Source organism: Brevibacterium antiquum CNRZ 918, from assembly GCF_900169145.1.
Lineage (GTDB): Bacteria > Actinomycetota > Actinomycetes > Actinomycetales > Brevibacteriaceae > Brevibacterium > Brevibacterium koreense.
This window is the reverse complement of the sequence record NZ_FXZD01000005.1, coordinates 88125-102756: the sequence shown is the minus strand read 5'-3', so window position 1 is coordinate 102756 and position 14632 is coordinate 88125. Positions and strand designations below refer to the sequence as shown.

10 protein-coding genes are annotated in these 14632 nt (G+C 64.6%); 5 read left to right on the top strand and 5 right to left on the bottom strand.

What is annotated here, in order from left to right:
• Positions 1–158 precede the first annotated feature (158 nt).
• Both BANT918_RS08715 and BANT918_RS08710 read right to left on the bottom strand, forming a co-directional pair.
• Positions 159–440 (bottom strand): hypothetical protein, encoded by a 282-nt coding sequence (locus BANT918_RS08715; protein WP_233430410.1) that lies wholly within the window; start codon positions 438–440, stop codon positions 159–161.
• A complete protein-coding gene (locus BANT918_RS08710) occupies positions 437–2017 on the bottom strand; it encodes an acyl-CoA carboxylase subunit beta (RefSeq protein WP_069599879.1) in 1581 nt (526 codons plus the stop codon). Before BANT918_RS08710 ends, BANT918_RS08715 begins: the two co-directional genes overlap by 4 nt.
• 67 nt (positions 2018–2084) lie before the next feature.
• On the opposite strand from BANT918_RS08710, the gene BANT918_RS08705 reads away from it, so the two are divergent.
• Entirely contained in the window at positions 2085–3059 is a 975-nt protein-coding gene (locus tag BANT918_RS08705) for a biotin--[acetyl-CoA-carboxylase] ligase (RefSeq protein ID WP_096158572.1), read from the top strand.
• Positions 3056–4639, top strand: coding sequence for an adenylate/guanylate cyclase domain-containing protein (locus tag BANT918_RS08700; RefSeq protein WP_069599881.1), 1584 nt, complete (start codon positions 3056–3058; stop codon positions 4637–4639). Before BANT918_RS08705 ends, BANT918_RS08700 begins: the two co-directional genes overlap by 4 nt.
• A gap of 276 nt (positions 4640–4915) precedes the next feature.
• Here BANT918_RS08700 and BANT918_RS08690 read toward each other — a convergent pair whose 3' ends face one another.
• The 3 genes from BANT918_RS08690 to BANT918_RS08680 form a co-directional block, all read right to left on the bottom strand.
• Positions 4916–7663, bottom strand: a complete 2748-nt coding sequence (locus BANT918_RS08690; protein WP_009884549.1) for a DNA gyrase/topoisomerase IV subunit A — start codon at positions 7661–7663, stop codon at positions 4916–4918.
• Positions 7664–7921: 258 nt separating this feature from the next.
• Positions 7922–8476 carry a TetR/AcrR family transcriptional regulator gene (locus BANT918_RS08685; protein ID WP_009884548.1) on the bottom strand — a complete coding sequence of 185 codons (555 nt, stop codon included), beginning with the start codon at positions 8474–8476 and terminating at the stop codon, positions 7922–7924.
• A 368-nt stretch (positions 8477–8844) separates the two neighbouring features.
• A complete protein-coding gene (locus BANT918_RS08680; protein ID WP_101619872.1) occupies positions 8845–11517 on the bottom strand; it encodes a bifunctional GNAT family N-acetyltransferase/acetate--CoA ligase family protein in 2673 nt (890 codons plus the stop codon).
• Between the two features lie 122 nt (positions 11518–11639).
• On the opposite strand from BANT918_RS08680, the gene BANT918_RS08675 reads away from it, so the two are divergent.
• The 3 genes from BANT918_RS08675 to BANT918_RS08665 are packed head-to-tail and all read left to right on the top strand — an operon-like array spanning position 11640 to position 14610.
• Entirely contained in the window at positions 11640–12227 is a 588-nt protein-coding gene (locus BANT918_RS08675) for a DUF5998 family protein (RefSeq protein ID WP_096167603.1), read from the top strand.
• A complete protein-coding gene (locus BANT918_RS08670; protein WP_101619871.1) occupies positions 12227–13390 on the top strand; it encodes an alkaline phosphatase family protein in 1164 nt (387 codons plus the stop codon). Before BANT918_RS08675 ends, BANT918_RS08670 begins: the two co-directional genes overlap by 1 nt.
• Positions 13391–13425: 35 nt before the next feature.
• The gene (locus tag BANT918_RS08665; protein WP_096177446.1) at positions 13426–14610 is read left to right on the top strand and encodes a methyltransferase; all 1185 of its coding nucleotides are present in this window, start codon (positions 13426–13428) and stop codon (positions 14608–14610) included.
• The last annotated feature ends 22 nt before the right edge of the window (positions 14611–14632 follow it).

The following is a 14632-nucleotide window of genomic DNA, read 5'->3' as shown; positions in this document are numbered from 1 at the left end:
TACCGTCGAGGGAGCCAGCTGTAATCTGCCCGCTCGACGGTAAGTAGTCCCCTTGGCGAACGGGCACAGGGTGACATGCTTCGGGCGCCGGCAGTTCAACTGTCGGCGCCCGAAGTGTGTCGTCCGAGTGTTCAGTGCTGGCTGTCAGCGACCTACTGTCAGCGTCCCAGCGTCTGCGTCCAGGCTTGGGGGAGACGTCGGCGCACGTTGCGGCGTGGGGCATTGAACCCTGCGCGATCGTGCTTCGCCGTCTCCATCTGGTCCAATGCCGCCGCCTGATTGGCAGCATAAGCAAGGGCCACCTGGCGGATCGCAACGACGGCCGCCACCGCTGCAGCCTTGGCCAAGTCGTCGCTGACGGGCTCGCCGTCGTGTGCTCGCACCTGCGTCCGATCCTCGACCGCCGAGGTGGCTGTGGCCTCCTGTGCTTCCTGGCTCATAGTGGGATGTTACCGTGCTTGCGCGCTGGAGCGTCAACATGCTTGTTCTTCAGCGCCCGCAGCCCGCGCACGATCCGGTTCCGGGTTTCGCTCGGTTTGATGACCGCGTCGATGTAGCCCTCTTCGGCCGCCAGATACGGGTTGAGGAGGGCATCCTCGTAGTCCTGGATCAGTTCGTCACGCAGAGCATCGACGTCTTCGCCTGCCTCGCCGGCGGCCTTGAGCTTGCGCCGATAGACGATGTTGGCAGCCCCCTGAGCACCCATGACCGCGATCTGGGCACTGGGCCAAGCGAGGTTGAGATCGGCGCCGAGCTGCTTCGATCCCATCACGCAGTACGCTCCGCCGTAGGCCTTGCGGGTGATGAGCGTGATCAGCGGAACCGTCGCCTCACCGTAGGCGTAGATGAGCTTGGCGCCGCGGCGGATGATGCCGCTGAACTCCTGATCGGTGCCGGGCAGGAAGCCGGGCACGTCGACGAAGGTGAGGATGGGAATGTTGAAGGCATCGCAGAGGCGCACGAAGCGGGCGGCCTTCTCCGAGGCGTCGATGTCCAGGGTTCCCGCCAGCTGCATCGGTTGGTTCGCGATGACGCCGACGCTGACTCCCTCGACGCGGCCGAAGCCGGTGACGACGTTCGGGGCGAAGAGTTCGGAGACCTGCAGGAACTCCGCATCGTCGAGGACCGTGGTGACGACGTCGAGGATGTCATAGGGCTGAGACGGCGAATCCGGCATCAGCGTATCCAGGGCCTCGTCCTCAGGTGCGACGCTCAGATCCGATTCGAACTCGTCGGCATCGGCGGGGTCGAGGTTGTTCTGGGGCAGGAATGAGAGCAGGTCGCGCACATAGTTCAGCGCATCGTCTTCGTCGCTGGCCAGGTAGTGGGCGTTGCCGGAGACGGTGTTGTTCGTGCGTCCGCCGCCGAGGTCCTCGTGGCCGACCTCTTCGCCGGTGACGGTCTTGATGACGTCGGGACCGGTGATGTACATGTGGCTGGTCTGATCGACCATGATCGTGACGTCGGTGAGCGCGGGGGAGTACACGGCACCACCGGCCGAGGGCCCCATGATGAGCGAGATCTGCGGGATCACGCCGGAGGAGGCCACGTTGAGGCGGAAGATCTCCGCGAACAGGGCGATCGAGCCCACACCCTCCTGGATCCGGGCGCCACCGGAATCGTTGATGCCGATGATGGGGCAGCCCAACTTGATCGCAAGCTTCTGGACCTTGACGATCTTACGGCCGTTCGCCTCGGCGAGGGAGCCGCCGAGGACGGTGAAGTCGTGAGCGAACACGGCCACGGTCCGGCCCTCGATCGTGCCCAGACCGCACACCACGCCGTCACCGTCGGGGCGATTGTTCTCCATGCCGAACTGGTGGTTGTGGTGGCGGGCGAACTCGTCGATCTCCTGGAACGAATCCTCGTCGAGGAGTGCCTCGATGCGTTCGCGAGCGGTCTGCTTGCCGCGCTTGTGCTGGTTCTCCACCGACTTCTCATTGCCGGTGTGGGCCGCATCCCGGCGCTGGACGAAAGCGTCGATGCGCTCGGCTGTTGTTCGTGGGGTATCCGTCATGCCTCCACAATAACGACGCAGGGTGCGATCATTGTGCACTCTCACCAAAAGAATCTAAAGTGGTCTGGTGAACAGCCAACACATTCCCTTCCTCGTCGATGTCGAATCACTGCGCCGCAAGGCCGCGGACCGTGGTTTCGATCTCCCCACTGTCATCTGGGACGACATCTGTTCGTCGACGAACGACGAGTTGGCCTCGCTGGTCCGCGGGCAGTCGCAGCTTCGCGAGCACCCCACCGATCGCACCCGCCGGATCGCAGCCGCCGACGGCATCGACCTCGCCGAGGTGCCTGCTCAGTTCTCCGTCTACGGCACCGATCATCAGAACGCCGGACACGGGCGCCTGGGCCGGACCTGGACCGTGCCCCCGCGTCGTTCGCTGACGTTTTCGATCCTGCTGGAGCCCGGTGCCGTCTTCGACTCCTGGGGGTGGATTCCCCTGATCGCCGGTGAGGCAGTCAGATCTGCCATCGCCGAGGCGGGAGTGCCGGCCGTACTCAAGTGGCCCAACGATGTGCTCACGGAGGACGGGAAGAAGCTGTGCGGGATCCTGGCCCGGGTCGAACCGGCGCCGAGTGGACCGCGAATCGTCTTGGGGATGGGGATCAACACCCGCCTGCAGTCAGATGATCTGCCACGTGAGAGCGCCAGTTCGATTGCCATCGAAACGGACACCGACGGTTCAGAAGTTGCTCATGAAGACTTGTTAATCTCAATCCTGAGCACACTGATTCCTGCCTACAGGGAGCTTGTCGAATATGACGATGATGATTTCAGCCGCAGCGCAGCCGGTGCCAAGGTGCGTGCGAACATGGTGACCCTCGGGACTCGGGTCAGAGTCGAACGCCCCGACGGAAGCAACCTGTACGGCCGAGCCACCGGACTCGACTCCGGCGGCGATCTCATCATCGACAACGACATCAGTGTCAGCGCCGGCGACGTCCACCACCTGCGACCGGCCGCCGAGTCTGCTGACGAAGCTGAGCCAGCAGTGTCGAACGAGCCAACAGTGACGAACACGGAAGTCGAGGGCCACAGATGACAGGTGTCTCGGACTTCACCGCCGAATTCAACATCGTCTCCGACGACGGTCAAGACCCAGTCGACGAGCAGCAAGGTCCTGTCGATGAGTCGCCGAACTCGGCCGACGCTCCACAGGCTTCGGCCGATGAACCTCAGGGTGTCGCAGATGAGTCCCACGGCTCCGGCCAGGAGAGTCACGACTCGGTCCAAGAGGTTCACAACTCAGCGTCATCGGGCATGAACTCGATACCAGTGGTCACGGAGGACCAGATCGACGATTCGTCCACCTCCAACGCACCTCCCGCGGCCACCCCATCCCCTTCGATGCCGGGAATCGAGCACGGTGATGACGACCTCCCGGCCACCTCGGTGACGGATTCCGTCCCCAGGGACGAGGACGGTTCCAGCGGTGAGACGGATTCGTCCGAGGCCTCGGGACAGCTGGATGAGAAGGCTCGCGGAGACTTCTTCGGAGGGCTGCATGAGGACCCGCGAACTGCGGCCCTGCAGATCGTCGGCGAAGGTGACGAGGACGAAGACGAGACCGTCTACGAAACGCGCAGCGCGGCCGAACGCCTCGAGGAGATCCTCCTCGACGGCAAACGCGTGCTCGACCGGCGTGAAGCGGCGAAACTCGGGGGCATCTCCACGGTCTCTGCGCGCAAGATGTGGCGAGCATTGGGCATGTCCCAGACGGACGGCATAGAGAAGGCCTACACCGTCAGCGACGCCCATGCGCTGCGCATGTGGGCCAAGCCTGTCGCCGACGGCCTCATTGATCAGTCCACTGCCCTGTCACTGGCCCGCGCGATCGGTCAGACCACGGACCGTCTCGTCGTATGGCAGATGGAGACTCTCGTCGACTTCCTCACTGAGGAGGAGGGCCTGACCGATCCCGAGGCCAGACGCGACGCGCTGCAGCTCGTCGAGGACATGGTCGATCCTCTGCAGAAGATGCTGACGTATTCCTGGCGGCGCAACCTCGCCGAGGTGATGGGTCGCCTCAACGTCAACGTCTCCGATGGTCTGGCCATCGACAACAGGCAGGGTTGGTACGACTCGTCGATGCCGCTGGCACGTGCGGTCGGCTTCATCGACCTCGTCTCCTATACACGGCTGTCGCAGAAGATGGAGCCCAGACAGTTGGCGAATCTGGTCCAGGAGTTCCAGGGCATGGCCTACAACATCGTCGCCACTGGTGGCGGTCGCGTCATCAAGACTGTCGGCGATGAGGTGTTCTTCGCTGCCGAGACGCCCTTGGGCGGAGCGGAGATCGCGATGACCCTGATGGAACGCGTTACCGCTGCCCAGGATCTGCCGCAGGCCCGCGTCGGATTCGTCTGGGGCAGGGTCCTGTCTCGCCTGGGCGACATCTTCGGTTCCAGCGTCAATCTGGCTGCCCGGCTCACCGCCGTGGCCGATCCCGGCACGATCTTCACCGATGAGGACACGGCTCGGGTGCTCTCGGCCTCGGATGCCTATGTCTTCGAGCGGCGCGAATCTCTGTCGCTCCAGGGGCTGGGGGAGACCGGTATCGGCGAGATGAAGCGCGGTACGGCCGCCCAAATGCAGCTGGATCTCGACGACGACGACAACTGAGTCAGAGACTCCAACTGAGCCAGGCACTCCAACTGAGCCAGAGGCTCCAACTGAGACAGAGGCTCCAACTGAGCCAGGTTCCGCGACGCATCACGCACCGGTTGGTCTACACAGCACCGTTGGCTGCGCTGCGCACTGTTAGCCGTAAGGCATACAGTTGCAGTGGTTGTTTGTGCGAATACGGGTACCACGTGTGCAGTGATCTGTGATCACAATCACTGCTGACGACAGGGCAGCTTTTCTCGTCCGATATCTCGGAAAGCCCTGCCAGGTTCCTCAGAACAGTGCGGTGTCGTCATCGTCGTCGTCATCATGGGAGACGATGACGGCGTCGTCGGAGTCGATCTTCGAGCGGGCGATCTCTTCCTTCGCCTCATCGAGATCCGGCCCGCCGTCGAGGTCGAGATCGAGTTCACCGAAGTTCGTCGCCAGGCCCTGAGTGCGCGTGGCAGCCGAGGACGATGAGCCCCCGCCGGAGGCCGCACCCCCGTCACCGGAAGCGTCAGTACCTGCCGCGCCTGAGTCACCTGCACCGGCTCCGCCGCCTGAAAGGGCCGCCTCGGCGTCACCGAGGCGGGGGACCGTCCCGATGACGTCGATCTTGGATTCCAGCGGCGAACCGGTGGCATCGCGCCTCGACATCTCGGCTGGCAGGGTCCTGGCCCCACCCGCCTGCGCAGCGGCCTGCGGAGAGTCGCCGACCCATGCCAGGGACAGCTCGGTCTCTCCCTTGAGGAACTTATGGGCACGCACACCCGAGGTCGCACGACCCTTGGTCGGATATTCGGAGAAGTCGCTGACCTTGATCGATGACGAGGGTGCGCCGTAGAAGTTCTCGCCGCTGGCGACGGTGACCACGGCGAACGTGCCGATGTTGGTGTCGGCGTCGCCTTCCTCATCGGTCTTGGCCGCCTTGGGCGTCATTCCGAAGAAGAGGGCGCGCGCATCGGCGGCAACCTTCATACCTGCCACACCAGAGGCGTTCCAGCCTTGGGCTCTCAGCCCGGAGGCGTCGAAGGCCAGCAGCTGTGCGTTCGAGGTCACGAACACAGCCAGGGACTCATCGATGTCCTTCGGCTGGGCGACGCCGATGACGGAGTCCTTGCCCTTGAGCGTGATCGCTTCCCATTCGCTCTTGTTCGGCCGCGCGGCCACGGACACGCGTTTGACGACTCCGCCCGCGGTGCCGAGGACGAATTCACGATCGAGGTCGATGAGGCCGAGGACGGTTTCGTTCTTCTCCAGCGTCACGTAGTCGGCGATCTTGACGCCGCCGGCGACGTTGGGCCGGGTTGCGGCCGGGGGCAGGGCTGGCAGGTCGACGACATCGACCATGTGCAGACGACCGGTCGAGGTCACCGCACCGACCTTGCCCTGAGTCGTCGACACGATCTCCGAACGCAGCGCGTCGTGGCTCGAGCGCTTCCCGACCCTCTGCAGCGGTGAGGCATCGGCGGTCCGGGCGATCCGGCCCGATGTTGAGAGCAGGACTCGGCAGGGGGCGTCGGCGATCTTGAGGTCTGCCTGCGCCTTCTTGCCCTTGGCAGAGAGCTCCTTCATCGAGCCTTCGATGAGGACCGTGCGCCGAGGTGAGCCGATGGCTTCCGCCGTCGCCTCGAGTTCGGTGGCGACGAGTTCACGCAGCTTGGCCTCATCGGCGAGCAGGTCTTCGAGGTAGGCGATCTTCTTGCGCAGTTCGTCGCGTTCGGCCTCGAGTTCGATCCGCGAGAACTTGGTCAGCCTGCGCAGCTGCAGGTCGAGGATGTAGGTGGCCTGGAGCTCCGAAAGTTCGAAGACGTCCATGAGGCGGGTGCGTGCCGTGGCCGCATCGTCGGAGGAGCGGATGAGCTGGATGACCTCGTCGATGTCGAGGATCGCAATGAGCAGACCTTCGACGAGGTGGAGGCGGTCCTTGGCCTTGCGCAGCTGGAACACCGTGCGGCGTCGGATGACGTCGATGCGGTGGGCGAGGTAGACGGTCAGCAGTTCGCGCAGACCCAGCGTCCGTGGCTGACCGTCGACGAGGCAGACATTGTTCATGCTGAACGATTCCTCGAGCGGGGTCTGCCGGTAGAGTTCGGCGAGGACAGCCTCCGGATTGAACCCGTTCTTGATGCCGATGACCAGGCGCATGCCGTTCTTGCGGTCCGAGTAGTCATCGATCGAGGCGATGCCGGTGAGCTTCTTCGCCCCGACGGCGTCCTTGACCTTGGACACGACCTTTTCGGGGCCGACGAGGTAGGGCAGCTCGGTGACGACGATGCCCTTGCGCCGGGCGTTGATGTTCTCGATTGAGACGGTGGCCCTGGTGCGGAACGTTCCTCGTCCGGTCTCATAGGCTTCGCGCACACCGTCGAGTCCGATGATCCGCCCGCCGGTGGGCAGATCAGGGCCGGGGATGAAGCGCATGAGCTCGGCAAGGCCGGCCTCCGGATTGCGGATCAGGTGGCAGCAGGCGGCGATGACCTCACCGGGATTGTGCGGGGCCATGTTCGTGGCCATGCCCACGGCGATTCCGGAGGTGCCGTTGATGAGCAGGTTCGGGAATGCGCTGGGCAGAACCTCGGGCTGAGTCAGAGTGTTGTCGTAGTTTCCGACGAAGTCGACGACATCTTCGTCGAGGCCGGCGATCATCTGCATCGAGGCCGATGTCAGTCGGGCCTCTGTATAACGTGGGGCGGCTGGGCCGTCGTCGAGGGAACCGAAGTTTCCGTGGCCGTCGACGAGCGGAACGCGCATGATGAAGCTTTGGCTCAGGCGCACCAGGGCATCGTAGATTGCGGTGTCACCGTGAGGGTGGAGCTTGCCCATGACATCGCCGACGATGCGGGAGGACTTCACATGGCCGCGCTCCGGGCGCAGACCCATGTCGCCCATCTGGTAGACGATGCGGCGTTGGACCGGCTTGAGGCCGTCACGTGCGTCGGGCAGTGCGCGGGAGTGGATGACCGAGACCGCATATTCGAGGAACGAACTCTCCATCTCCGACGAGACGTCGACATCGATGACTCTGCCTTCGGTCATGGAACTCCTTTGACTGGGACGCGCGAATGTTCTCCGGATGCTCTCCCGAGCGCCGAGTCGGTGCAGGCGCAACGGAGAGCACCCATTGATTCTAGCGTTCGATTAGAGTTCTATGGCCCAATCGGCCTCGGTCGAGGGTTCGTGTCGCACGCGAAGGCCGTAGAAGAGTGTCGCAGGCGAAGGTTCGTGTCGCAGGCGTAGGTCATGGAGGAGTGTCGCACGCGAAGGCGGTACAGGAGGGGAGTGCTGGTCGTGTGTTTAAGACTGCGCTGCGATGTCGCGCTTCCACTTGAGGAACTCGCTCATGTACTGCTCGATGTGCGAGCGGTCCGCGGTTCCGGCCATGAGCTCACTGACCATCATGCCCATCACCGAGCTGTTGATCCGGCGCGCGAGGTCGGCGTCGACCTGACCGAAGCGCATGATGAACTCATTGATGCTGCGCATGTTCCTCTGCTTCGCCACCACCGCTTCATCGGGCAACGCCGGGTCGAGGCTGAGCATGATCATCGTGTAGAAGCGATTGCGGTCCGTGGTCAGCCAGTTCATGCAGAAATCGACGGCGATCTCCTGTGCGGGCTTTCCACTGTCCCGGAACATGTCGGGCAGACGGTCGAGCTGCTGCGAGTTGAGGTCTCCGATGCGCCCCATGATTCCTGTGATCAGGGCGTCGCGGGTGCGGTAGACATTCGAGGTGGAGCCGACAGGCAGCTCGGCGAGGGCATCGACTGCCCGGTGGGTGAGTCCACGAACTCCCTGTTCGGCGACTACGGCAATCGCGGAGTCGGTGACGACGTCTCTTCGTGAAATCATTTCTTTCAGGCCTCACTCTCGTGAGGCACCTGCAGTACAGGTGCCTTTTGGATGGTGGATGGCCAGCGGTTGGCCACAGACTATGGCCAATGTTTGGCCGCACACTAAAACACGAATTCATAACGTTTCGTGTCGAACGGATACAGACACTACCTGCAATAGCGAAGAATTGGTATAAGACTCGCCAAACTGACAGTCGGTTCCCACTAAACGGGGCATGTCTTCGTCCCATGGGCTCTGACTCCACCTTAGTGTCATGCGCGCGAAGGTGCCACCGTCTGGCCACCAGACCCTCCTCGGCAGCGGCCACGGGACCTGCCGGCCGATTCGACCAGCGCCTCTGTGCCAGTCGGCCCGCCCGCCGCCGATCAGCTGAGCAGGCGCCTCGTCGAGTCGATGCGCGTCGGGTCGAGGAGCAGATCGATCCGGGCGCTGAGGACATGCCCCTCGGTCTCCGTCGCGACCATCGGGTGGATGACGAGCTCGCGGATCTGCGGGTGGCGTTCGACGAGGACCGAGAGCCGTTCGAGCACATTGCCCAGCGGGTCGATATTCATCGGCGGCAGTCCCCGGTACCCGAAGAGTCGCGGCGAGGCCTTGATCGACTTGATCATGTCCCCGGCCTCCCTGTCGGTGAGCGGGGCGACCCGATGTGAGACATCGCCGAGCAGCTCGGTGGTGTCCCCGGCCAGAGAGAACGACAGCAGCGGCCCAAGAAGCGGATCCTCTCCGGCGCGGATGACGCAGGGGACTCCGTGTGGGGCCATGGTCTGGACATCGACAAGGGGATCCGAGTCCCCGATCACCTGGCGGATGATCCGCTGGATCGCCGTGAAGTCCTCCCTCAGCTCCTCGGGGGAGTCGATGTTCAGCCGCACCCCGCCGAGTTCCATGCGATGGCGCAGCACATTCGTCACTGCCTTGAGCGCCACGGGATAGCCGATCTCTTCGGCAGCGGCCAGACCCTCCTCGACCGAGGCGGCCGTGATGTAGGGCAGGACCTCGATGCCGTAGCAGGACAGCAGCGCCCGGGTGTCGCTGCGTTCGAGGCGGATGGGAGTTCCCGGCCGAGCATCGGAGAGGGCGGACTCGATGATCGAGCGCACCCCCTTGTCGTCGAGGTCCTCGATCTCGAGGAACCGGCCGTGGTCTGCGGCGCGCCAGCGCGAATAGTCGGTGGCCCTGGCCAGCGCCCAGACGGCGTCCTCCGGGCCCACGTAGCTGGGCACGGTGCGAGAGACCCGCGCCCCCTCGTCATCGGTGAGGTAGGTCGTCAGTTCGTCCTTGACACCGTGGATTCCGAGGAAGCAGGCGACGGTCGTCTTCTGGGATCTGGCCGCGGCCTCTGAGAGGTGCGCTGCGATCTCCGCTTCCTCGGCTCCTGCCGAGGGGGTGAACGTGACGATGACCGAGTCGATGTCGTCGCGGGCATACATGGCATCGAGCTCGGTCCGGAATCGGTCGGCGTCGACCTCGGGGTGCAGGGAGACCGGCTCGGCCTCGACATGCAGTCCCTCCGAGCGTGAGCGTTGGACGAGGAGGGTGGCCATCGCGGCCGAATTGCCGATGACGCCGACCCGTCGCCCGGCGGGCAGGCTCTGAGTCGAGAAGACCTGAGCGAGGTCGAAGAGCTGGTGGATCGTGTCCGCCCTGATCACTCCGGCCTGTCCGAGCACCTGGTCAAGGGTGTTCGGGGCCAGGGAGGAGGTGCGCACGATGTGTCCCGGAGGCAGTTCCCTGCCCGTGAGATCGGACTTGATGACGATGATCGGTTTGACCCGGGAGACGCGGCGGGCGATGCGGGAGAACTTGCGCGGGTTGCCGATCGACTCGAGGTAGAGTCCGACGGTCTTCGTGTCCGGGTCCTCCTCCCAATACTGGAGGACGTCATTGCCGGACATATCGGCGCGGTTGCCCGCGGAGACGAAGGTCGAGATCCCCAGGCCGCGGTTCTTCGCCGCCGAGAGCAGCGCGGTCCCGAGCGCGCCCGACTGGCTGAAGAGTCCCAGCGAACCCGAATCCGGCAGGAACGGGGCCAGGGAGGCGTTGAGGGAGACATCGGCGGCCTCGTTGACGAGGCCGAACGAATTCGGGCCCACCACGCGCATTCCGTAGGCGCGGGACGTGGCGACCATTCTTCTCTGCAGTTCGGCCCCGGCCTCACCGGTCTCGGCGAAGCCCGAGGAGATGACGAGGACCGCTTTGACTCCGTGGGCCGCGCACTCCTGGACCACCTCGGTGGCGGACTCTGCAGGCACCGCGATCACGGCGAGGTCTGCTTTGCCGGGCAGATCGCCCAGGCTCGGGTACGCCTGGACTCCGGCGATCTGGTCTGCTTCCGGGTGGACGACCCACAGGTCGCCGGTGAACTTCGCCGAGGTGATGTTGCGGATGAGGAGATGACCGGTGGATTTGCGTTTGCGGCTGGCACCGATGACCACCACCGAGGTGGGGTGAAGGACCGTGCGCACGCTCAGTGCCTCGGCACGGTGCTCCCGGGAGGCTTGGACCTCGATCGATCGCGCAGTCGGGTCGATGTCGAAGTTCACGGCCACGACGCCGTCGTCGAAGCCGCGGGAGACCTCGTAGCCGGCGGCCTGGAAGACCTGCAGCATCGGTCGGTTCTGAGGCAGCACCTCGGCGGTGAATTTTCGGATCCCCAGGTCCCGGGCCGCAGCGGCGAGATGTTCGAGGAGGATCGAGCCGATGCCGCGACCCTGGTGGGCATCGGCGATGTTGAAGGCCACCTCGGCGGAGGTGGCCGAAATCTTGTCGAAGCGGCCGACCCCGATGATATCGGATCCGACGAGCATGATCATGGCGACGCGGTCACGGTAGTCGACGGTGACGAACCGGTCGAGGTCGCGTTTGGGCAGCCGAGGCAGCGGCGCGAAGAAACGCAGATAGACCGACTCGGGTGACTGGGCCTCGTGCATCTTCGACAGGGCTTCGGCATCGGCAGGGACGATCGGACGCAGATGGGCAGTGCCACCGTCGCGGAGGACGACATCCGCTTCCCACTCGGCAGGATAATTTTCCATGTTCCCAGCATAAGCGGATGGGGAGGGTCCCAGGCCGTGCGTGAACTGCAAGGTCGCAGAACAGGCGCCGAAGGAATGGGGCAAAGTGGGAAGAGACGGTCGAGTACGGCACAATGGGAGTCATGGCTTTACCCGAAGTTCTCGTTCACGATCTGCAGTCGGCCGGATACTACCCACAGCTCACACAGGGGATTCTGGCTGATTCTCTGTTCGGCGAACCGGTTCTCGCTCACTTCGTCCACATCGACACGCATGTCGACATCGAATCCATCCACCGTCACGTCACCGCCTTCGTGCTCACCGAAACACGACTGCTGCTCGCGCACGTCGACGATGACCCGAACGCTGCCCCCGGCTCCAAACCGCGGGCCGTGACGAGCAGCGAGGACATCGAACTCGAGCGTCTCGGCACCGTCATGGTCGGCCGGACCTTCGCAGACCCGGCCGCATTCATTCCCGGAGACAAACCGGTTGAGGTGTCTCTGACCATGTCATGGGGTGCCTCCCGACGGATCGAAGCCTTCCCTGAGACCTGCGGCGACCCGGAGTGCGCAGCTGACCACGGCTATGGCGGATCGATCTTCTCAGAAGACGTCATGCTGCGCGTGTCCGCCGAGGCCGAAGGCCAGGCGGCGGTTGACCGCATCGCGGAGTTCGCCGGAAAGCTGCGTGCCGCCGTGTTCCACGCCAGGCTCCGGTCACGCCGCTGATGGCGGATGCGAGCACTTCACCGCTGACGGGGCCGCCCGACTATTCGTGTCCCATCCTCTCCGACGTGGTCCCGGCCGCGGCACTCAGCCTCGGCGCGGGGGACATCTTCGACGATACGGCGCGAGCTCGGGCTCAGTCACTGGGCCTCGATCGGGACTCGAGGACAACGATCGTCGTGCTCATCGACGGTATGGGGGAGAGTCAGCTCAAGCAGTACAGCGGCTACACCCCTTTCTTCCGGTCCCTGGCGGCTTCGCGACGAACTCTGTCCACAGGGTTCCCTTCGACGACCGCGAACTCCTTGTCCTCGCTGGCCACAGGACGTCTGCCCGGTGGCCACGGAGTCGTCGGATACCGTGTGCTCGACCCGGCCAAAGACGCCGTGTTCAACCAGCTGACCTGGGACCTCGACGTCGATCCGGTCTCCTGGGTGCCCGACGCAACACTGTTCGAACGTCTCACCGAGGCCGAGGTCGACGTGGTCAGCCTCGGCGAGGCCAAGTTCGCCGGACGAGGCTTGAACAGAGCCTCCTTGCGCGGGGGACGGTTCCGGGCTTCGAAGACACTCGAACAGCGTTGCGCCCAGGCCATCGAAGAGGCGAAGGCCCCCGGCCGTCGACTCGTCTACCTGTACTGGGGCAACCTCGACAAAACCGGCCACGTCCACGGGTCGAACTCCTCGCAGTGGACCGAGGAACTCGAACACGTCGACCTGGCGCTGTCGCAGCTGGCCAACGGCCTGCCGGCCGATTCGACGATGATCGTCACCGCCGATCATGGAATGGTCGACATCGACCACACTCTGCGTCTCGACCTCGCCGATGCCCCCGCGCTGCGTTCGGGGGTCAGACACGTCGGCGGCGAGCCGCGCGCGGTCCATCTCTATGCCCAGGAAGGTGCCGAGGCCGACGTCTACTCGGCCTGGACCGAGACGGTGGGGGACAGGGCGCTCATCCTCAGTCGCGATGAGGCCATCCGGCGCGGCTACTTCGGCCCTGTCGATCCCCGGTTCCGGCAGCGCATCGGGGACTTCATGGTCATCTGCCAGGACGAATTCGCCATCGTCGACTCGGACAACGAATCTGCCTCCGCGATCGCGCTCATCGGACACCATGGTTCGACGACGGCACGAGAGCTGCAGATTCCTCTGCTCGTGGTGTGAGTCGGGCCCGTGATCAGCGCCTTCAGGAACCCCCAGTGACCGGCCTCGAACCTTCAACGACCGCACTCGACTGGACCGAGGACGGGGCCCAACGGTCGGCGCACTGGCATTCGGAGAACCAGTCCGCAGCCCCGACGCAAGTGACGGTGATCAGCGACGACATCACTGCCGATGCCGCCTACCGTCTGGCCCGATCCGGGGCTGGGCTGCTGTGGCGCGGGGACTACCATAACGGTCGTCAGCTGCTGCAGGCGATGGACCGCCGTGTCAAACGCCACAGTGCCCGCCGCGGAGCCGGCAAACACGGTGGCGGCGGAGGCAGCGGTGCGGGGGCATTCGAAGCGCAGCGTCGCTCCATCGCCGATCGTGCCCGTCTGCTCGGTGCGCTGATCGTCGAACTCGACGATGGCTACCAGTTGAACCTGCGCCGCGCCCCCGATGTGAGGCTGGCCTGTGAGGCCGCCTACGGGCCGTCGACGGGACCGATGTGCGTCTCGCTGACCGAGTTGAACGGGGTGCTCAGTGCCTACCAATGGCAACTGAAGGGCGTGGCCATTCCCGCCCTCGGCGAGGACATCCACCCCCGCTACGGTGTGTTCTCCCCGATCCGCGGCGAATACGTCGATCTCGTCGCTCAGACACCATTTCCCGAGTCCGTGACAGGCAATTCATCTGCACCCGAGACGGCCTTCGATCTTGGCACGGGCACCGGCGTGCTCGCCGCAGTGCTGTTGCGCCGCGGGGTCGAACGCGTCGTGGCCACGGACATCAATCCCCGTGCGGTGACCTGTGCCCAGGAGAATCTGGAGCATCTGGGTCTCGCTGAGTCCGCCGAGGTGGTGGAGGCCGATCTCTTCCCGCAGGGACGCGCCGACCTCATCGTGTGCAACCCGCCGTGGCTGCCCGCCCGCCCGACGTCTGCGCTCGAGGCCGGTATCTACGACCCCGACTCCGATGTCCTCCACCGCTTCATCGAGGGTCTGGCTGCGCATCTGAGCCCTGCCGGCGAGGGATGGCTGATTCTGTCCGATCTTGCCGAGCACCTTGGTCTGAGGACCCGAGAGGCTCTGCTTGAGCGCATCACCGCTGCGGGGCTGCGAGTCCACGATCGACACGACACAGCTCCACGCCACCCTCGTGCCTCGGACACCGAGGACGAACTTCACAGGGCACGCGGCGCAGAGGTGACCTCGCTATGGCGCCTGAGACTCTCCAACTGAGGCCGGGCTCCCTCAGCGCGGC